Consider the following 19319-nt stretch of genomic DNA (forward strand, 5'->3'; position numbering starts at 1 on the left):
GTTACACTCCGCGATTCACACCGTGTGAGTCTCACTGCCGGAGCAGGCCCAGTTCGTTCAACGCCGGAACGACCTGCAGCCGGGTCAGCGGGGCGAACTGACGCTCAGCGGTATCCGCCGGCATCGGGTCGTAGGGAAACCATGCGGCCTCAGCGATTTCGGCCAGATGATTGATGCCATCGACGTTGAGTTCAGCAGGTAGACCCTCGTAGCAGAACACATCCCCGATCACCCTGTGGTCGGCTTCATTGGCCGCATCTGCGGCGAAGGTGCCCAGCGGGGACAGTCGCCCGTCCTCCAGGGTGAGGCCGAGTTCTTCGCTGATCTCCCTGATGATCGTCGCCTCGGCGGACTCACCGATTTCGGGCTTGCCGCCGGGAAGCATGAACGACGTCGTCCCTTCCTTGCGCACCATGAGGATCTGAGGTTCGTGAGGGTGCAGCAGAACGAGTGCGCTGACTCGGATATCGTTCATTCCAGCCTTTCGTCAGTCATTCCACACTCCGGAGGCACCTCGGCGATGGGATCCGAGAACGTGCGTGTCAACCATACCGACCGCCTCCATGAGCGCATACATGGTGGTCGGTCCCACGAACCGGAATCCCTTCTTCTTCAGCGCCTTCGACAGCGCCACCGATTCGGGACTCGTGGTCGGAATCTCGCTCAGTTTACTGGGGCGCGGGGTGGTCTCAGGCTGGAAGCTCCAGATGAAATCGGCGAGGCCACCGTCCTCACGCATCGCCAGTGTTGCTTTGGCATTGCCGATGCAGGCTTCGATCTTGCCGCGATGCCGAATGATTCCAGCGTCGTCGAGGAGCGCTTCGATCTCGGGCTCACCGAATTCGGCAACCACCTCGGCGTCGAAATTTTTGAAGACCTCGCGGAAGCGTTCGCGCTTCTTCAGAATCGTCAGCCAGGACAACCCTGCTTGGAAGCCTTCGAGGCTCATGCGCTCGAACATCCCGGATTCGTCACGGACGGGCACGCCCCATTCGGTGTCGTAGTAGGTTCGCAGCAGCGGATCGCCATAGGCCCACGGCGTTCGAGGCAGCCCGTCCTCGCCGACCACCGCACCATCAACGGCACTGCCCTGTTCAGCATTCGTCTCTGTCATCGGTGCCTCTTCCCTGCCTCGTCCATCCACACCGTCACGGTACCCCGGCGCACTGACATACGCGTACGGGCCCATGTCCGGACCGCTGTGTACCCTGATGTCATGAGTTCACAGCGGGAAGTGACGTCGGTGCTGCTGATCGGTTTCGGGGCGATCGGGCGACACGTCGCACGCTTGCTGCACCCGGAGATCTCGAGTGGCCGACTGCGGCTGACCGCACTGGTCCGGGACCTCGACAAGCACGCCGACCATCAGGGTCTGGGAGCCGAGCTCATTGAGGTCGAGAGTCCTCAGGACCCGCGGTGGACTGAGCTCCGTGCCGATGTCGTGGTCGAATGTGCGGGAGTTCCGGCTGCCCGAGCCTACGGTCCGGCCGTCATTGCCGCTGGTCTCCCGTTCGTCCTCACCAGCGTCGGCGCCCTCGCCGATCGGCCGATCAGGCAGTCACTTCTCACCGGACCGGGTGAGCTGCATGTGACGAGCGGGGCGATCGGCGGGCTCGACGTCCTCGAGGCCGCCGCTCAAGCACAGGGCCTTGACGAAGTGTCCATCAGGACCGCCAAGGCCCCAGCCGGACTCATCCAACCATGGATGGACGCCGAGGAGGTCCGCCGTCTCCGCTCACTGAACCCGGCCGATGGACCACTGACCATCTTCACCGGCTCCCCCGCCGAGGCGATCGTGAAGTTCCCGGCCAATGTCAACATCACCGTGGCGCTGGCCTGGGCGACGCGTGGGCTCGGATTCGATGCGGGCGCGGACGACGAACTCATGGAGCGGGCTCTGCAGCGAACACGTGTGGAGATCAGGGCTGATCCCCGCCAAGTGGACTCACACCATGAGATCACCGCGAGCGGGTCGGCAGGAGGCTTCGCATTCTCGATCTCGTCGACGCCGAGCCCGGAGAATCCGGCCACCAGCGGTCTGACAGCACTGTCGGTCACTCGCACCCTGCGGATATGTCTGGCGGACTTCAGGCGACGATGACCGGGGACCTGCTGTACTGAAATCTGCCCCGAGATGGACATCTGCACCCAGACAGACAGCTGCCCCCGGCACCGCCATCGGCCTTAATGGCAGATGGCTGCACCGGGGGCAGCGTGCAGACGATGTCAGTCGTCGGGGTGAGCGATGTTCTCCTGCATCTGCAGGAACTCCACGTGACGACCGTACTTGTCGAGGATGTCATCGATGAGCTGTTCTTTCGAGTAGCCCATGACGTCGTATCCCTGTCCGGTCCCGCCGTCGAGGTAGACCTCCATCCGGAAGTAGTCCTCGGTTCCGCGCGGGACGTGTCCGCCGAACGAAGGAACGCTGACCTTGTGCGGCCAGATCTGGTAGCGGAATGGGTATTCGCCCTTGCCGTCGACTTCGAGCTGGATCAGCTCGCCGTCTTCGACGAACACGCCTTCAGTGTCGACACGACCGCAATTGGCGTCGACTCCCCGCTCGACCATCTCTGCCACGACTTCTTCGAAGGTGGGCAGCAGGACGTCGCGTTCGAAGTCGCGTGCCTTGTTCCTGCTGGGGAAGGACAGGACTCGACCGAGCTGTCGCTGCCACGGCTCATGACCGTCGGCGGTGTGCGAGCGTCGTGCCAAGGAACCGGGCAGGCTCTGAGAGACGCTGTCGACTCGGTGTGCCTCGACCCGCAGTGCCTTGTACAGACCGACCATCACGAGGATGACGACGAAGGCGAATGGCAGACCCATCACGACGGTTGCGTTCTGCAATGCCCCGACACCGCCGACGATGAGCATGGCAATCGTCAGCGCACCGGTGGCCAGAGCCCAGAAGATGCGCAGTCCCGGCCGACCGTCGTCCTGCGGGGTCGGCAGGCGCGACGAGAGGTTGGCCATGACGAGTGAAGCGGAGTCGGCCGTGGTGACGTAGAACAGCAGCGCGGTGATCGTCGCGAGTGCTGCGATGACGACGAAGCCCGGGTAGTTCGAGAGCAGCTCATAGAACCCGCCCTCGGGGTTGAGCATCGTCTTCTCTCCGAACTCCTTGTCACCGTTGCGGATGAGGTCGAGGGCGGAGTTTCCGTAGATCGAGATCCACATGAAGATGTAGATGAACGGGATCGTCAGGGTGCCGAGGACGAACTGACGAATCGTGCGTCCGCGCGAGATGCGGGCAAGGAAGAGACCGACGAATGAGGCGAAGGCGATCCACCAGGCCCAGAAGAACAGAGTCCAGTCGGTCATCCACGTTCCGGTGTCTTCGAAGGCGAAGGTCTGTCCCGCCATGTTCGGGAACAGCCGCACGAAGTCGAAGACGTTGAGGACGAAGGCGTTGAGCAGGAATTTGGTGTTGCCTGCGACCAGGACCCAGAGGCTGAGTGCCACTGCCAGGAAGACGTTGAGGATCGAGAGGAACTTGATGCCCTTGTCGACGCCGGAGACGGCCGAGAGCGTCGCAACAGCGACGCCGACGACGACGATGCCGATCTGTGAGCCCACACCGATGGGGAGACCGAAGACCGTGTTGAGACCGACGTTGACCATGACCACGCCGATGCCCAAGGAGGTGGCCACGCCGAAGACGGTGCCCAGCAGTGCTGCGAAGTCAACAGTGTCGCCCAGTCCGCCGTTGACGCGTTTGCCGAAGAGCGGGGCGAGCGCGGAGCGGATCGCCAACGGCATATTCATCCGGTAGGCGAAGTAGGCCAGGGCAATGCCCATGAGGGCGTAGAGTCCCCAACCGCTGATGCCGTAGTGGAACAGGGTCCACACGGTGGCCTCACGGGCGGCCTCGACTGTTTCGGGTTCCGTGCTCGGCGGTGCCAGATATTGGGTGACTGGTTCGGCCACGGCGAAGAACATGAGGTCGGTGCTGATGCCTGCGGCGAAGAGCATCGAGGCCCAGGCCAGCAGCCCGTATTCGGGTTTCGAATGTTCGGGGCCGAGCTTCGTGTTTCCGTATTTGGACGCGGCGAGGTAGATGACGAAGACGAGGACGGCGGCCACGAGAAGGACGTAGAACCAACCGAACCAGTCCGACGTCCAGCCGACGACGGCACCGAGGACAGCCTCGGCGTTGGCCGGAGCGAAGAAGGCCCAGAGTGTGATGGCCAGAGTGCCGAGGGCTGCTGCGATGAAGACCGGCTTGTTCACCGGCGGCAGAACCTTCTTCACACCGCCCTTCGGCGACTTGGCGGGTTTGTCCACTGTGGCTGTCATCGGCTCACTCCTTCAGCGGACGACTTCGCGTCCACATCGATTTCCTTGTTTCTGCACACCGGATTCCCGGTGAAGACCAACCATGCAGGCTACCATATCGTAACCGTCGGTAACCGGGTAGGGGCCAAACTGTGACCTCCGGCTCCGGCTCACAGTGAGACGAGGAACAGAGCCAGAGCCATGACGACACCGGATCCGAGGAAGGTCACCGAGGTGTAGCCGAGGATGTCACGCATCTTCAGTCCTGCGATGGCCAGCACCGGCAGAGCCCAGAAGGGCTGGAGCATGTTCGTCCACTGATCGCCGTAGGAGACTGCCATGATCGCAATCGACGGATCGACTCCCAGCTGGTTGGCTGCATCGAGCATGATCGGACCCTGGACGGCAAATTGTCCGCCGCCCGAAGGGACGAAGAAGTTGACGAGACCAGCTGAAAGCAATGCGAGAACACCGAAGGAAGTCGGGTTCGCGATCGAAACGAGTGCGTCGGAGAACACAGCAATGAGCCCGGTGCCGGACATGATGCCCAAGATTCCTGCGTAGAGGGGGAACTGGAGCAGGATCTCTCCGACGTTCGAGGCGGCTTCCTTCGTCAGGTGGATGAGTTCGAAGGGGTTCTTCACGAGCAGGAAGATGAGTGCGAGGAAGGACCAATTGACGATGTCCAGCGTCAGTCCACCACCCTGGGCGAAGTGGATGATCAGGTAGATCACGAGCGCCAGACCGATGATGAGCGTGAGGACCCGCGAGGCATCGATGCGGTCGGCGGGCGTGACGACATCTTCGTCGAAGGCTGCCCGCGATTCGGAATTGACCGAGTCGGACAATTCGTAGACGGGCGCGTCCTTCTTCGGCGCAACGAAGAAGAACAGGAGCGCACAGACGACGATGACGGCAAGGATGGCGAGGAGATTCCAGGTCGAGAAGATGGTCTCGCTGACAGGAATGACCTCACCGCCCAACGACTCGGCGAGGAAGGAATCAGGGGTCGCCGCGGTCAGGGGGCCCGAACCCGAATACCCCATGTGCCAGACGACCATCCCCGAATAGCCGGCGGCCACGAGGAGAGGGAAGTGGACCTTGTACCCGCGCTCGCGGGCCTGAACAGCGATCTCGCGAGACAGCAGAGCGCCGACGACGAGGCCGAGGCCCCAGGTGATGAGACAGGCCACTGCGGCGATGACGAAGACGAAGACATAGGCGAAGGCCGGGTTGCCGGGAACTCGGGCTAGCCATGTCAGCAGCTTCTGCACGGGTCCGGTGTTCGCGAGGATGTGACCGAGCAACAGAATGAGGGCCATCTGGGTCATGAACTCGAGGAGCCCGGCCAGTCCCTCACCCCAGCCGGTGACAACGTCGACGGGACTGGCCCCGGTAAGGATGAACGCCAGGACGGCGACGATGAGGGTGAGAACGATGGCGAACGTCAGTGCTGACGGAATCCACTGTTCGAGGAAACGGTTGATCGGACGCATGAACCCTTTTGAGGCCGCGGCGTTGACCTGGGTCGACGGCTTCGGTGCCGACATGAGATCCTCCTGCTGAGAAAAGACTGTATGTATCCTCAGCTTACAATCAGAGCGCTGATCGACCATGCGATCAGCGCTCTGAGAGTTGCAGGCGGCTCCGTCGACGCAGTGCGTCTGAAGTGACGCAGTGCGTCGGGAGTTCAGCCTCAGTTGTTCTTGAACACCAGCTGCTTGTTGACGAATTCGTCCATCGCCAGCGGTCCGAGTTCCCGGCCGACGCCCGAGCGCTTCACGCCGCCGAAGGGCAGGTACTCGCGGCTGCCCTCTGGGGCGTTGAGGAAGACCATTCCCGAGTCGATCTGCGAGCCCACACGTTCAGCGCGCTCGATGTCGTTGGAGAACACTGCCGCGCCGAGGCCGAACGGAGTGTCATTGGCCAGCTCAACAGCTTCTTCCTCACTGCTGACCTTGTAGACGATGACAGCGGGACCGAAGAGCTCTTCGTAGTAGCCGCGCATGCCCTTCTCCACATCGGCGAGGACGACTGGCTGCACATAGGCGCCTCCACCGTCGTAGCGCTTGCCACCTGCGAGCAGAGTCGCACCGTCTTTGACTGTGTCCTGGACCTGCTCGATGAACCGGTCGGCTGCCGCGATCGACGACAGCGGGGACAGGCGTGAGCCCTCTGCATCGGGGGTCTCAGGTGTGAACTTCTTGGCCGCCTCGGTGATGGAGGTCAGGAACTCGTCGTAGACGTCGTCCATGACGATCATGCGCTTGGGCGAGTTGCAGGCCTGTCCGGTGTTGCCCATGCGGGTCTTGAAGAACGTGTTCGCGCTCTTCGACACATCGGCGGTGTCGAGGAGGATGTAGGGGTCGGAACCGCCGAGTTCGAGGACGACCTTCTTGAGGTTCTTGCCTGCTTCGGCGGCCACTGCCGCACCTGCACGCTCCGAACCGGTCAGGGACACACCGTGGTTGCGTGGGTCGGGCAGGATGATGTCTGCGACCTGCTCGTTGCTCGCGTAGATGTTGATGTAGGCACCCTCGGGAAGCCCGGCTTCGATGAAGATCTCTTCCATGATCTGAGCCGAGCGCGGGCACTGCGGGGCGTGCTTGAGCAGGATCGTGTTGCCCAGTGCCAGGTTGGGGGCTGCGAAGCGTGCGACCTGGTAGTAGGGGAAGTTCCAGGGCATGATGCCCAGGAGTGAGCCGACCGGCTTGCGGCGGATCATTGCGGTTCCATCTTCGGGTCCGCGCAGCGGCTCATCGGCCATGAATGCTTCGGCGTTGTCGGCGAAGTAGCGGTAGATGGCCGAGCTCAGTCCGACCTCGCCCTTGCCTTCGGGGACAGCCTTGCCCATCTCCAGCTGGATGACCTTCGCCAGCTCTTCGGCTCGCTCCGCGTAGATTTCGGAGACGCGAACGAGGATCGCTGCACGATCGGCGACGCTGGTCTGGCTCCATTCGGTGAATGTGGTGGCGGATCGGTCGAGTGCGGCCAGGATCTCCGAATCGGTGGCAGTGGCGAATTCTTCGGCCACTTCGCCGGTTGCCGGGTTGGTCACGCGATACATGGTGGACATGTCGAGCCTCATTTCTGCAGGGGTTGTTGACACCGATCCAACGGCGCGGGACCGAGCCTCCGGCACCGTTCGACGAGTGGATTCATCTCCCACGCTATGGCCCAATCACCTCGGCGGCAATTCCCTGTCCCACCCCTTGAACACAGCCTCGAATGTGATCGCTGTTACTGTGTTGCCATGAACAGTGTGACTGAACTCGTGAAGCGCTATTACTCCACCGTCGACGCTGGGGATGCCGGCGCCACCTCGGCGCTGTTCGCGGCCGAGGGCCACTACGATCGCCCCGGGTATCCGACCATGGTGGGCCAGCAGATCACCGATTTCTACCACGGTGAACGCGTCATCGAATCGGGTGCGCATTCCCTGACCGAGATCCTCGTCGACGGCGATCGCGCCTCCAGCCGCGGGGTCTTCACCGGCCGTCTCAAGGACGGCACCGAGACCTCCGTGGGCTTCGCCGACTTCTTCCTCTTCGACACCGAGGGCCTCATCGCCGAACGCACCACCTACTTCTACCAAGCCGCGGTCTGAGCGTCCGGAGTCTCAGTCAGGGTCCGGCTTCACTGCGGGGTGTGCCTGTCACGCTGCCTGCGCGCCTCGAGCACAGCCTGCTGGGCACGGTCCCGAGTCTGGGCACCCGCTCGGCTCGGCGTCTGACCGTAGGCCTGCTCCACCTGAGCATAGACATCGGCCATTCCCGCCTCGCTGAGATCGAGGGGAAGCTCGCCGATCTCAGCGAACGAGGTCCCGATGTGGTCCATGAAACCGCGGATGCCTTTGTCTCCCCCGCCGAGGTGCATCGCCTCGAACTGGCCCACCGCGGACCATCGCAGGCCCAGGGAATTCTTCATCACCGAATCGAGGTCGGGTGCCGAGATGACGCCGTTTTCGACCAGTGAGATCGCTTCCTTCATCAATGCGTTCTGCAGGCGGTTGCCGACGAAGCCGCGGACTTCACGATTGAGCGCCACGGGTTCACGTCCGCAGCTGCGGTAGAACTCGAGGGCGCGCTCAACGGTGTCCGAACTCGTCGCCGGAGCCGGAACCACCTCTACCAGGGGCATCAGGTGAGGTGGGTTGAACGGGTGTCCGACGATGACGCGGGCCGCGACTTCCGGCGGCAGATGCCGTGCGATCAATGAAGCGGGGATGGTCGACGACGAGGTCGCGAAGATGGCATCCTTCGGGGCCGCCGCAGCGATCTGGGCGAACAGCTTCGGCTTGGCCTGCGGATCCTCGGGCCCTGACTCCTGCACGAAGGAGGCTCCGGCCACGGCGGTCTCGACGGACTCGGCGAGGCTGATGGTTCCAAGCTCGGAGGCGAGCATGTCGTGGGCGGCAGCATCGGCACTGACCTCGGCCTGCAGCTCGGTGACCACCTCGGCAAGGTCGGGTCTGGGGTCGAAGACCTGGACCGGGTAGCCGATCGGGCGAACAGCCAAGCGAATGAACGGCCGATCGTCCCGGCCCCGATGACAGCAACGCAGAAGCTCATATTCTTAAGGCTATACCTGCCGATCGCTCCTCGATGCCGCACGCCGACACCAGCACTGATGCTCCAGATATCCACGTTCGGCCACGTCCAGACGCTCGGTTCGGTGGCACAATGTCACCATGACACCGCGAGAAGGATTGACCACAGTGGACTCGGAGATCATCGCCCTGGCCGAGGATGAGTACGCGGCCGCGGCCGAGTCAGCGCGGATCGAGGTGCGGGAGATCCACACCGCCGCCGAGGCCGCCGAAGCCGCCCTTCTGCTCGACGAGGTGTGGAGCGTCGACGAGACGGGCACCAATGTGCTCGAACCCGGACTCATCGTCGCCTTCGCCCACGCGGGCAACTACGTCTCGGCCGCCTACAGCCTCGACGAACCCGATGAGATGATCGGAGTGACGATCGGCTTCTTCGGACAGCCCCTGGGCACGGTCATGCACTCTCACATCGCCGGCGTGCGCCATCAGGTCATCGGTCGCGGAGCTGGGTCGGCGATGAAGCTGCACCAGCGCCTGTGGTGCCTCAACCTCGGCATCACGGAGATGACCTGGACCTTCGACCCGCTGGTGGCACGCAACGCCTACTTCAACTTCCAGCGCCTGGGCGTCGGAATGGTCGAATACCTCGAGGACTTCTACGGACAGATGCGCGACGGCGTCAACGCTGGTCAGGCCAGTGACCGTATGGTCGTCTCCTGGCCGCTCGACAAGCCGCCCGGGCCACCCTCGCCGAGGCGGACGATGCCTTCGAATGTCTGCGCAGTGACGACAACGGTGAACCGCTGGTCGCCGAGGTGCCCAAGGAGGCCAGTCTGGTCTCCCTCGACTTTCCCTCCGACATCGAGGCGCTGCGCGGCCACGATGCCGATCTCGCCTCACGGTGGCGGACGGCACTGCGTGACTCGCTGACCGCACTGGTCGCCGACGGCTGGGTCCTCGACACCTGCCTCAAGGGCGGAACGTACCTGCTCCACCACCCCTGAAGCCGGCGGCATCACTTTCTGGCTTCGAATCAACCACCCGCAAGGTCGGCGGCTCCTGCTTGGCAGGCAGAACTCAACGCCGATCGGATTCTCTCCGAGCCGAGGGCCTCATCCCGTGGACTGGGAACCGACACACTGATCGCGGCCACCATCGGACCTTCGGGTCCCCGCACCGGCATCCCCAGAGCGGAGACTCCACGTTCGGTGCGTTCCCGGTTGAGCGCCGAGCCCACCTTGCGAATGTGGTCGAGCTGGCGGCGAAAGCGAGCGAACGCCTCGGCGTCGAGGAATTCACCCGAGGTGCGGGCTGCGTTCGAGGTGTAGAGACCGGCAAGAACCTGCGGCGAGAGGTCGGCCAGCAGCACCTGCCCACCCGAGGTCAGGCGCGCAGGCAGGATCTCCCCTGCTCTGCTGCCGATCCGCAATCGATCGGAGCCCTCAGCACTGGCCAGGAAGCGCGTTGTGGTGCCGACGCGGACCAGGAGATTGCAGGTCTCTCCCGTCGTCTCTGACAGCGAGTCGAGATGCGGGCGCAGAATCTGCAGCAGACTGCGATGGGCCGATTGGGCCTCGACATTGGCCACGATCCCCGGCCCAGGGTGATAGATACGCGACTCGTCTTGGACGGCGAAGCCACGGTAGACGAGCATGCTCAGCAGTCGATGCGCGGTCGAGGGACTGACCTGCAGATCGGCTGCGGCATCGGTGATCGAGACGGCCCCTGTGTCTCGCAGCGTCTGCAGCAGACGCAGCGCGTTGTCGACCGAGCCGAGCAGATGAGCCGGCGCCTGGGCCACCACACGACGTTCCATTCCCTCATCGTAATGCCCCACCACGGCAGCTTTTCCACATAGCAGAATCTTTTTGCTCCTTGATGGTGACGGCGACCACAGTGGAAGCAGACACGTCACTGATCGATGACGATTCTGCAGACGACAGGAGCATCATGCAGTTATACCTCAATGGATTCCAGCCCGGCGACCCGGAGAAGGCTTCGCCGAGCACCCCGGCACAGTCACCTGAGCTCCCCGAGGAAGTCGATGTCCTCGTCGTCGGCTCGGGGCCGGCCGGAACCGTTCTCGCCGCACAGCTGGCCGAGTTCCCCGACATCACCACTCGCGTCATCGAACGCCGTGAGGGACCACTCGAGCTGGGTCATGCCGACGGGGTCGCCTGCCGGACGGTAGAGATGTTCGGCGCGTTCGGCCTGGCCGAACGCCTCGTGCGCGAAGCCTATTGGGTCAACGAAACGACCTTCTGGGGTCCGGCAGAGTCTGACCCGACACAGATCACTCGCACCGGGCGCATGGACGACGTCGGCGATCCAGTCCGCGTCCGGCGGCAGCGTTCTGCTCATCCCGCGCGAGGGCGGCTACATGGTCCGCCTCTACGTCGACCTCGGCGATCTCGATCCCAACGACTCCGGTGCCCGCAGTCGGTTCACCTCGGACATGATCATCGAAGCCGCGCAGCGGATCTTCCATCCCTACTCGCTCGAGGTCAAGGACATCGCCTGGTGGTCGGTCTACGAGGTGGGCCAGCGCATCGCTGACCGTTTCGATGACGTCGCCGAGGCGGAGCGCGGCACCCGTTCACCGCATGTGTTCATCGCCGGCGATGCCTGCCACACCCATTCGGCGAAGGCCGGCCAGGGGATGAACGTGTCCATGCAGGACGGGTTCAACCTGGGATGGAAGCTCGCCGCAGTGCTGCAGGGCCGCAGCCCGAGCACGCTCCTCGGCACCTACGCCCAGGAGCGTCAGGCCATTGCCCAGGAGCTCATCGACTTCGATCTCACCTGGTCAGAGGCCATGGCCGCGAAGCCAGCCGATCCAAATGATCCCGAAGCGGGTGGCATGAGCGCTGCCGAGCGGCAGGAGATCTTCACCGCGAGTGGACGCTTCACCGCCGGCTTCGCCACCGACTATCCGCCGAACCTGATCACCGGTGATGACACCCACGAGCACCTGGCCACTGGCTTCCCGATCGGCGAGCGCTTCCATTCGGCCCCCACCATCCGCCTCGCCGACGCCAAGCCCCTCGAAATCGGGCATCAGGCGCAGGCCGATGGTCGCTGGCGACTCTATGCCTTCGCCGACGACGCAGATCCGGCCTCGACGAATTCGGCGATCCGCCGACTCTGCGACTTCCTCGCCGAGTCACCCGAGTCCCCGGTTCGCCGCTACACGCCTGCCGGGGCAGACCCCGACGCGGTCTTCGACGTCCGCGCGATCTTCCAACAGGGCCATCGCGAATTGTCTGTCGATGCGATGCCGCAGTTCCTGCTGCCGCGCAAGGGACGCTTCGGCCTCATCGACTACGAGAAGATGTTCTGCGCGGACCTGCGGACAGGTCCGGACATCTTCGACGTCCGCGGCATCGACCGCAGTGCGGGTGCCCTGGTCATCGTCCGCCCGGATCAGTATGTTGCCCAGGTGCTGCCGCTCGATGCCCATGCCGAGCTCGTCGACTTCTTCTCCGGGATCATGGTGCCCTCGGCCTGACCCGATCAGCGGCAGCCGAGGGCAACCACTGACGACAGCCGCTCAGCGTTCGAGCAGGACAGAACCTGGCTAGAACCTGGGCCGAGGTCTCCCATATCCTTCATCTGTCGAGACAACGCTGGAGCGCCGAAGCCACCGTGCACACCAAGTGGTCTCGACGCTCCACCGTTGCCGCGGACGAACTGCTGGCCCGCAAAAGTGAGGCTGGACAGGACACCAACCTCCGTCGCCTGACAGCAGCGCTTCCACACGGGCAGTTACTCTCAAAAGCTGCGTCAGCCAAAGTGTCCAGTACTCCACCTTCAGCACTCAGGGCTCAGGGCTCAGGGCTCAGGGCTCATCTCACAGCATCCAGCCGTGTCACCCATTCTCCATTTATGTGCTTTGATGTAGTTTGATTGCGTTTGGATTCATATGATTGCATAATAGTCGCATGTTTCGGATCGTGACGAGAAGCGACCTCGCCGAACTCGATATGCCTCGCGCCGATCTCGCTGCGGCTCTGAAATGCTGCTTGCGCAGAGTACGCCGCGGCAAATACATCATCATGGCGGACTGCACCCACTCGCACTTTGAACTCATCCGGGCACTGGCACACGAACCCGGAATCACGTTTCCGCAGTTCCACGGCGACATCAGGGACGAGGTCGAGGAGCTGCGGATTCGCATCGCATCACGGAGAGACTCGGTGCTACCGAGCGATGTCTTCTCACATATTTCCGCCGCACTGATCCATGGACTCGATCCTGTTGTCGCAGGGACGAAAAAGGTCGAGGTCTCAAGGAGCGCATACTCTCGCAGTTACCCGGACCTGACTCTCTATGACCGCACAATCGCCGGCGAAGATGTCGACCGCAGCCTCAGCTACCCCGTGACTAGTCTGCCCAGAACGCTTGCGGACATCGCGCATGACCATTCGCTCGAGGTATCGGTTCCGCTGATATCGGAGGCAATGCGGGAGGGCCGCGCAACCAGAGAGATGATCAAGCTCCACTTCGCCGCAGGATCACGGGGTCTCAAGCGCGCTCAATTGGCGCTGACCTTGTCCAATGCAGCCTACGAGTCCAATGCGGAGGCATTCTGCGCGGTCAAATTCCGTCGCCACGGTGTCACTGGAATGACGCCCCAGGTCAATACCTATTCGCCGACAGGCAACTTCATCGGCAGGAATGACTTTCGACACGAAACGGCGCAGGTCATCGTCGAAGTTCATGGGGTGGGCAAGTACTACATGCATCCGAATGGCCCCAATGCCGCCGCCCGTGAGAATCACCAACGCAATATGAACCTCGTCAATGCAGGATTCAAGGTGTTCAACCTGACGTTTGGCGACCTCTTCCGGCCAAACATCTTCGCCCAGATCAAGTGGGCCATCGACTCAGCGATCAATGACTCATAGGAGATCCCGGCGAGACAACGCTGGAGCGCCGTGGCCACTGTGCGTGCACAGCCGCCTCGGCGCTCCAGCGTTGTTTCGATCTCGCAGCCAGCTCGAGCCAGGCCGCGCGGGCTTAAGCCCAACTTCTGGACTTGATTCTTACTTCTCTTCCCAGTTCTTGCGCAGCAGCTTCTTGTCGAGCTTGCCCACCGAGGTGCGAGGCATCTCGTCCACGACATAGACCTCATCGGGCATCTGCCACTTGGCGAAGCGCTCACTGAGCGTTTCGATGATGGTCTCTCGAGTCACCTCGGCGCCGTCATTGGCCACGACATACGCGATCGGGCGCTCATCCCACTTCTCGTCGGGAACGCCGATGACTGCGGCTTCCTTGACGTTCGGGTTGTCCAGGATCGTGTTCTCCATATCGATCGAGGAGATCCACTCACCACCGGACTTGATGACATCCTTGAGACGGTCAGTGATCTTGAGGTAACCGTGGGCATCGATGACGCCGACGTCACCCGAGCGCCACCAGCCGTCGAGGAAACGGTCTGCGTTGTCGGGCAGCTGGTAGTAGGACTCGGTGATCCAGGGACCGCGCATGACGATCTCGCCGACCGACTTGCCGTCGCGAGGCATCTCCTCACCGGTGGGGTCGACGATCTTGACCTCGACGCCGATAATCGGCAGGCCCTGGTAGCGCTTGAGGTCCCACTTCTCTTCGTCGCTGAGGTTCATGCCGGACTTGATGCGCCAGTTCGTCGTCGCCAGCGGTGTGGTCTCGGTGGCACCGTAGCCGTGGATCACCTCGGCGCCGGTGACCTCCTTGAAGCCGCGCATCATCGACAGCGGCGGCTCCGAAGAACCGGAGACCAGACGGACTCCGGTGAGGTCCGGCGGGGTCGGCATGCTCTTCATCATCGCCAGCATCGGGGTGAAGATCGCGGGCGCACCGTTGGCCAGCGTCACCTTCTCCTCGATGAAGGCCTGACCGATGGCGCCGAACTCCTCGGCGGCGAACTTGCCGGGCAGCACGAGTTTGGCGCCGGCTGCGACCGCGTTCTGCGGGAAGCCCCAGGACAGCACGTGGAACATCGGAGTGATGGGCATGACGCAGTCATCGAAGGTCGCCTGCAGTGCTGCCAGTCCGCCCATTGTGTGCAGGTAGATCGAGCGGTGGGAGTAGTAGACGCCTTTAGGCCGGCCTGTGGTTCCGGTCGTGTATCCGGCGTAGGCAGCGGTCTTCTCGTCAACGACGGGCCAGTCGTAGGTGTCGGGCTTGTCGGCGATGAGGTCTTCGTAGAAGACGACGTTGTTCAGGCTCGTCTCGATCTCGGATGCCGGCTTGTCGGTCATGACGACCCAGCCCTTGACGTCGAGTTTCGGGGCAAGTGCCTCGGCAACGTGGAGGAGGGACTCGTCGACGAAGATCCAGTCGGACTTCGAGTGGCTGACGACGTAGGCGAGGTCTTCAGGTGCCAGGCGCAGATTGAGCTGGAGCATGGTCGCGGCCACGCCGGGAACCGAGAAGTAGAGCTCGAGGTGACGACGGGAGTTCCAGTCGATGACGCCGACCATGGAGCCCGCGCCCACACCGAGTTCGTCGAGCCCGTGTGCCAACTGAGCCATCCGCTTGTACTCGTCGGCATAGTTCGATCGACCCCAGGAGCCATCGGACCGGCGGTAGACAACCTCTGATTCGCCGAAGACCGTCGCGGCATGGCGGATCAGACTTGTGGTGTTGAGCTGGTAGCTGTCACCGAGGGTGGATGGAATGCCTGTAAGCATGAGACTCCTTTGGTCATGATGGTCGTGCTGGGTGTATTCGTGCTGGGATGTGTTCGTGTTGCTGTATCAGAGGGGGTTTGCAGATATCCGGACTATTTTCATCGTCAGACTATCCCGGCAAGTGATGCCGCTCACAACTTTTGCCGCAACGTTACCAATTAGAAACACGTGGGCGCCGAGGTGAGGGTGGGCCGTGCGCTCACCGGCCATCGGTTATTCGCCGGTGAAGTTCGGGCCGCGCTTTTCCATGAACGCTGCAACGCCTTCGGCGAAGTCCTTGCTGGCTCGCAAGTCCGTCTGCCCCTTGAGTTCCCGATCGAATGCATCGTCGAGCTCGGTCAGCGTCGCGGTATTGATGGCTTCCTTCGAAGCAGCGAAGGCCAGAGGTGCACCCTGCGCCCATTGCGCCGCAATCTCCTGCGCCCGGTTCAGGTGCTCGCCCGCCGGCGTGACCAGGCTCGCCAGGCCCCAATCCGCAGCCTCCTTCGCCCAGACCTTCTGTGCCGTCAGCGCCATCTTCATGGCTCGATGCCGCCCCGCCGAGGCTGCGACGAGTGCCGTTGCTCCGCCGTCGGGCATGAGGCCGATCTTGGTGAAGGCCAGCATCAGGTAGGACTCTTCGCTCATCACGGTGTAGTCACAGGCCAGAGCCAGAGAGCAGCCGATGCCGGCGGCCGGCCCGGAGACCGCGGCGATGGTCGGAATCGGCAGGTCGATGATCGACCGGATGATCTCATTGGCCCGGTCAAGGCCGAGGCCCCCGTTCTGCACCGAGCCCTGCAGATCGGCTCCCGAGCTGAAGGAGCGATCATTGCCGGTGAGAATGAGCGCACGGGCCGTGGAAGCCGCCTCGGCGACGGATTCCCCGACCGCTTCGATGGCCTCCCTGGTCAGCGCGTTGAGGCTTTCGGGGCGATTGATCGTGATGGTCACGACCCCGTCTTGCAGATCGGTGAGAACACTCGAGGTCAAAGCGACTCCTCATAGTTGGCGCTGGGTGACTGATGTTTCACCCCAACCTTAACGCACGATAAGTTGATCTGGGTCACACGTCTCACCGGGCGCACGCAGCCGCTGAAGCGCCTCGTTCAACCCAGCCGTCTCACACTCAGGCCAACCGTCTCCCGCTCAGAGCAGGGCGGCCGCCAGCTGCGTCCCGGTCAGGGTGCGGTCAGCGAAGACCAGGCGCATGGCCTGCGGATCGGGGTTGCCGGCATCTGGAGCGCGATACTGCAGGCTCAGGCCGACTTTCTCGGCCACCTTTCGGGAGGCCTCATTGTGTTCGAGCAGGTAGGCGATGACCGGCAGTTCGGGCTTGACCTCTTGGGCTCGAGCGATGGCCAGACGAGAGATCTCGCTGGCATAGCCGCGACCCTGGACCTCGGGACGGAAGCGGTAGCCCAAGTTCCAATAGGCCTCAATCCGATCCGGGTTCCATTCATCGACCAAGGGCATGCGCCTGACACCGCAGCCGCACATTCCCAGCACCGGGCCGCCCTCGGATTCGCGGACGATCCATGATCCGAGCCCGTCGATCTCCCAATCAGCGATGCGCGTCAGCAGGTAGGCCTCGGCCTCTTCCCGCTTGATCATCCTGCCGCTGGGAAAGTGCGTCCACACGCGGGGGTCGCTGTAGATCTCGAAGATCTCATCCAGGTCCTCAAGACCCGGACGGTCAAGTACGAACGGCTCAGCCATCAGGCGCTGTGAGCGGCCTTGATAGCCGCGTCGAGATCGGCCCACAGATCCTCGGCATGCTCGATGCCCACGCTCAGACGCAGCAGCCCGTCGGGGACCGACTCCGGTTCCGAGGTATTGCGCCGGCGACGTTCGATGAGGGATTCCACCCCACCCAGGGACGTGGCCGGAGTCCATACCCGGACCGCCTCGGCGACGGCTGTGGCCTGTTCCGCGGTCTCCGTGCAGAAGGCGACGACCGCACCGAATCCCGAGAGCTGGGCTGCCGCACGCTTGTGGCCGGGGTCGGTGGGCAGCCCCGGGTAGCGGGTCTCGACGACGTTGGAGTGCGTGCTCAGGCGTTCGGCGATCAGCGCGGCATTGGCCTGGGCTCGTTCCATGCGCACCGACAGTGTCCGCAGGCCGCGCAGCGCCAACCAGACTTCGAAGGGTCCGGCGATCGCTCCTCGCAGTGAGCGTTCGCTGTGCAGCCGCTTGTGCAGATCTTCCCTGCTGGTCAGGGCAGCACCGAGTACGACGTCCGAGTGACCGGCGAGGTATTTGGTGACGGAGTGGACGACGACGTCGGCGCCCAGATCCAGTGGCGTCTGCAGGAGTGGGGTTGCGAAGGTGTTGTCGACGACGGTGAGGATGCCGCGTTCGCGTGCGGCGGAGATGAGCCCGGGGGTGTCCGCGACTTCGAGCATCGGGTTCGTCGGAGATTCGATCCACAGCACCGCCGAGGTGGCGCTCACGTCATCGAGTGCGCTGACGACGGCTTCTGTGTCGGCTATGTCGACGGTGGTGAGGGTGAATCCGCTGCGTTCGGCGACCTCAGCCGCGGATTCCAGGGACCCCTGGTAGCAGTGCCGGGGCATGATCAGAGTGCCCTCACGAGGGACCAGGCTGAGTGCCGCGGCGATCGCGGCCAGTCCCGAGCCGAAGACCAGTCCAGGCAGTTCGGCATGTTCGAGTTCAGCCAGCGCCTCTTCGAACGGAGTCCACGCCGGAGTCGAGAACCGACCGTAGACATAGTCGGAATGATCGATCTCGCCGCTGCCGACGAAGGTCGAGGACAGTTCGATGGGAGGGTTGACCGAGGACCCGTTCGAGCGTTGCGGACGACCCGCTTCGACGACGACGGTCTCTGGCGCGTGGGAGGAATCTCGTGTGGTCATTTTCCCAATATATGCCGAGCGCAAACGGCGGTGCATCGATGTCTCAGTCGTGCACGTTGACCATGTGCTCCAGCAGTGCTGTGGCTCCGGCTGAAAGCCGACGTCCGGGCGACCACACCGCGTGCAGTTCGCGGTCGAGGGCGACTCCCGACTCGACAGGCAGCGGCACCAGGCGGCGAGCGCTGAAGTCATCGCGCAGGGCCAGCTCCGAGAGAACGACCGGCGCGAGTCCGGTGGCCGCGGCGATCTTCAGCGCCGAGTTCGACCCGTACTCCCCCGCCACGCCCGCCCCTCCGAACTGTGCCAACGCGGCGTCGAGGACCTCCCGCGTTCCCGAACCGACCTCTCTGACCAGAAGCGGCACCGTCGCCAACTCCTCGGCGCTGATCGGGTGGGTCCAAGCCTCGGCGAAGGTGGGTGCGGAGGCGATCATGAGGCGATCATGACCGACCACCTCGGCGGGAAAGCCCTCCGGCAGGGACACGGATTCGATGAGCCCGAGGTCGCAGCGCTGCTCGCGCACGGCCGCGATGACTGCCGAGGAGTTCTCGACGGCCAGGCCCACATCGATGTCGGGATGCGTCGAGGTGAACGTCGTCAGATAACGCGGTAGCAGGTATTCGGCCACGGTCAGGGAGGCGGACACGCGCACGGTGCCGGCCCGGGCATCCTGGATGGCGCGGGTGCCCGCATTGAGATCGGCATAGGCGTCGATGACCTTCGAAGCCCATTGCGCAACCGCGTGGCCTTCGGCCGTGAGCTGAGTCCCTCGAGGCGAGCGCCGCAGCAGCGGCACCTTGAGATCCCGCTCGAGGTTGCGCAGACTGCGCGAGGCATTCGGCTGGGCAAGTCCCATCGCCTCGGCGGCCTGCCCGATGGATTGAGCGCTCGCGCTCAGCGTCACCAGCAGCCCCAGAGCCGGCAACTCGGGCCAATCCTGCATCCTGCTGAGATCCTGCATGG

Annotated in this window: 17 protein-coding genes and 1 pseudogene; 6 read left to right on the plus strand and 12 right to left on the minus strand. The window is 63.4% G+C overall.

Features of this window, described 5'->3' with window-relative positions; genetic code table 11:
• Positions 1-31: 31 nt before the first annotated feature.
• Together PGC08_RS15810 and PGC08_RS15815 are read right to left on the minus strand one after the other, a co-directional pair.
• Complete coding sequence (locus tag PGC08_RS15810; RefSeq protein WP_271708857.1) at positions 32-475, minus strand: NUDIX hydrolase; 444 nt, start codon at positions 473-475, stop codon at positions 32-34.
• A gap of 12 nt (positions 476-487) precedes the next feature.
• Complete coding sequence (locus PGC08_RS15815) at positions 488-1114, minus strand: DNA-3-methyladenine glycosylase I (RefSeq protein WP_009881945.1); 627 nt, start codon at positions 1112-1114, stop codon at positions 488-490.
• A gap of 102 nt (positions 1115-1216) precedes the next feature.
• Here PGC08_RS15815 and PGC08_RS15820 point away from each other — a divergent pair, with 102 nt between their 5' ends.
• Positions 1217-2101, plus strand: a complete 885-nt coding sequence (locus PGC08_RS15820; RefSeq protein ID WP_271708858.1) for an aspartate dehydrogenase domain-containing protein — start codon at positions 1217-1219, stop codon at positions 2099-2101.
• 125 nt (positions 2102-2226) lie between these two features.
• Here PGC08_RS15820 and betT read toward each other — a convergent pair whose 3' ends face one another.
• The 3 genes from betT to PGC08_RS15835 all read right to left on the minus strand — a co-directional run bounded on the left by betT (position 2227) and on the right by PGC08_RS15835 (position 7351).
• Positions 2227-4296, minus strand: coding sequence for a choline BCCT transporter BetT (betT, locus tag PGC08_RS15825; RefSeq protein WP_271708859.1), 2070 nt, complete (start codon positions 4294-4296; stop codon positions 2227-2229).
• A gap of 149 nt (positions 4297-4445) precedes the next feature.
• Complete coding sequence (locus PGC08_RS15830) at positions 4446-5825, minus strand: short-chain fatty acid transporter (protein WP_096178602.1); 1380 nt, start codon at positions 5823-5825, stop codon at positions 4446-4448.
• Positions 5826-5971: 146 nt separating this feature from the next.
• Entirely contained in the window at positions 5972-7351 is a 1380-nt protein-coding gene (locus tag PGC08_RS15835) for an NAD-dependent succinate-semialdehyde dehydrogenase (protein WP_009881941.1), read from the minus strand.
• A 177-nt stretch (positions 7352-7528) separates the two neighbouring features.
• Here PGC08_RS15835 and PGC08_RS15840 point away from each other — a divergent pair, with 177 nt between their 5' ends.
• Positions 7529-7882, plus strand: a complete 354-nt coding sequence (locus PGC08_RS15840) for a nuclear transport factor 2 family protein (RefSeq protein WP_009881940.1) — start codon at positions 7529-7531, stop codon at positions 7880-7882.
• A 29-nt stretch (positions 7883-7911) separates the two neighbouring features.
• On the opposite strand, the gene PGC08_RS15845 is transcribed toward PGC08_RS15840, so the two are convergent.
• On the minus strand, positions 7912-8793 hold the full coding sequence (locus tag PGC08_RS15845) for a 3-hydroxyacyl-CoA dehydrogenase NAD-binding domain-containing protein (RefSeq protein WP_271708860.1): 882 nt from the start codon (positions 8791-8793) through the stop codon (positions 7912-7914).
• A 172-nt stretch (positions 8794-8965) separates the two neighbouring features.
• On the opposite strand from PGC08_RS15845, the gene PGC08_RS15850 reads away from it, so the two are divergent.
• Positions 8966-9754: a hypothetical protein gene (locus PGC08_RS15850; RefSeq protein ID WP_271708861.1), complete on the plus strand. Its 789-nt coding sequence runs from the start codon at positions 8966-8968 to the stop codon at positions 9752-9754.
• A gap of 103 nt (positions 9755-9857) precedes the next feature.
• Here the strand turns inward: PGC08_RS15850 and PGC08_RS15855 are convergent, their stop codons facing one another.
• Positions 9858-10640, minus strand: a complete 783-nt coding sequence (locus PGC08_RS15855; protein WP_009881937.1) for an IclR family transcriptional regulator — start codon at positions 10638-10640, stop codon at positions 9858-9860.
• Between the two features lie 134 nt (positions 10641-10774).
• Here PGC08_RS15855 and PGC08_RS19460 point away from each other — a divergent pair.
• From PGC08_RS19460 to PGC08_RS15865, 3 genes and pseudogenes are all read left to right on the plus strand, one after another.
• Positions 10775-11029 (plus strand): annotated as a pseudogene (locus tag PGC08_RS19460) (FAD-dependent monooxygenase); the annotation flags it as partial.
• 154 nt (positions 11030-11183) lie between these two features.
• Complete coding sequence (locus PGC08_RS15860) at positions 11184-12332, plus strand: FAD-dependent monooxygenase (protein ID WP_333937928.1); 1149 nt, start codon at positions 11184-11186, stop codon at positions 12330-12332.
• A 445-nt stretch (positions 12333-12777) separates the two neighbouring features.
• On the plus strand, positions 12778-13731 hold the full coding sequence (locus PGC08_RS15865) for a hypothetical protein (RefSeq protein ID WP_125188224.1): 954 nt from the start codon (positions 12778-12780) through the stop codon (positions 13729-13731).
• A gap of 138 nt (positions 13732-13869) precedes the next feature.
• Here the strand turns inward: PGC08_RS15865 and PGC08_RS15870 are convergent, their stop codons facing one another.
• The 5 genes from PGC08_RS15870 to PGC08_RS15890 form a co-directional block, all read right to left on the minus strand.
• Positions 13870-15501, minus strand: a complete 1632-nt coding sequence (locus tag PGC08_RS15870; protein WP_271708862.1) for a long-chain-fatty-acid--CoA ligase — start codon at positions 15499-15501, stop codon at positions 13870-13872.
• A 213-nt stretch (positions 15502-15714) separates the two neighbouring features.
• A complete protein-coding gene (locus PGC08_RS15875) occupies positions 15715-16473 on the minus strand; it encodes an enoyl-CoA hydratase (RefSeq protein ID WP_096157523.1) in 759 nt (252 codons plus the stop codon).
• 156 nt (positions 16474-16629) lie between these two features.
• Positions 16630-17199 (minus strand): GNAT family N-acetyltransferase, encoded by a 570-nt coding sequence (locus tag PGC08_RS15880; RefSeq protein ID WP_271708863.1) that lies wholly within the window; start codon positions 17197-17199, stop codon positions 16630-16632.
• A complete protein-coding gene (locus tag PGC08_RS15885) occupies positions 17199-18356 on the minus strand; it encodes a trans-sulfuration enzyme family protein (protein ID WP_271708864.1) in 1158 nt (385 codons plus the stop codon). The genes PGC08_RS15880 and PGC08_RS15885 overlap by 1 nt, the downstream gene beginning before the upstream one ends.
• A 43-nt stretch (positions 18357-18399) precedes the next feature.
• Positions 18400-19317: a LysR family transcriptional regulator gene (locus tag PGC08_RS15890; RefSeq protein WP_271708865.1), complete on the minus strand. Its 918-nt coding sequence runs from the start codon at positions 19315-19317 to the stop codon at positions 18400-18402.
• Between the last annotated feature and the right edge of the window lie 2 nt (positions 19318-19319).

Origin of the sequence: Brevibacterium sp. BDJS002 (assembly GCF_028201555.1) — a bacterium.
GTDB classification, from domain to species: domain Bacteria; phylum Actinomycetota; class Actinomycetes; order Actinomycetales; family Brevibacteriaceae; genus Brevibacterium; species Brevibacterium aurantiacum.

What these genes read in the sequence shown, in the direction of transcription:
- PGC08_RS15810 (WP_271708857.1), bottom strand. Translation starts at nt 475, where the DNA reads ATGAACGATATCCGAGTCAGCGCACTCGTTCTGCTGCACCCTCACGAA.
- PGC08_RS15815 (WP_009881945.1), bottom strand. Translation starts at nt 1,114, where the DNA reads ATGACAGAGACGAATGCTGAACAGGGCAGTGCCGTTGATGGTGCGGTG.
- PGC08_RS15820 (WP_271708858.1), top strand. Translation starts at nt 1,217, where the DNA reads ATGAGTTCACAGCGGGAAGTGACGTCGGTGCTGCTGATCGGTTTCGGG.
- betT (WP_271708859.1), bottom strand. Translation starts at nt 4,296, where the DNA reads ATGACAGCCACAGTGGACAAACCCGCCAAGTCGCCGAAGGGCGGTGTG.
- PGC08_RS15830 (WP_096178602.1), bottom strand. Translation starts at nt 5,825, where the DNA reads ATGTCGGCACCGAAGCCGTCGACCCAGGTCAACGCCGCGGCCTCAAAA.
- PGC08_RS15835 (WP_009881941.1), bottom strand. Translation starts at nt 7,351, where the DNA reads ATGTCCACCATGTATCGCGTGACCAACCCGGCAACCGGCGAAGTGGCC.
- PGC08_RS15840 (WP_009881940.1), top strand. Translation starts at nt 7,529, where the DNA reads ATGAACAGTGTGACTGAACTCGTGAAGCGCTATTACTCCACCGTCGAC.
- PGC08_RS15850 (WP_271708861.1), top strand. Translation starts at nt 8,966, where the DNA reads ATGACACCGCGAGAAGGATTGACCACAGTGGACTCGGAGATCATCGCC.
- PGC08_RS15855 (WP_009881937.1), bottom strand. Translation starts at nt 10,640, where the DNA reads ATGGAACGTCGTGTGGTGGCCCAGGCGCCGGCTCATCTGCTCGGCTCG.
- PGC08_RS15870 (WP_271708862.1), bottom strand. Translation starts at nt 15,501, where the DNA reads ATGCTTACAGGCATTCCATCCACCCTCGGTGACAGCTACCAGCTCAAC.
- PGC08_RS15880 (WP_271708863.1), bottom strand. Translation starts at nt 17,199, where the DNA reads ATGGCTGAGCCGTTCGTACTTGACCGTCCGGGTCTTGAGGACCTGGAT.
- PGC08_RS15885 (WP_271708864.1), bottom strand. Translation starts at nt 18,356, where the DNA reads ATGACCACACGAGATTCCTCCCACGCGCCAGAGACCGTCGTCGTCGAA.
- PGC08_RS15890 (WP_271708865.1), bottom strand. Translation starts at nt 19,317, where the DNA reads ATGCAGGATCTCAGCAGGATGCAGGATTGGCCCGAGTTGCCGGCTCTG.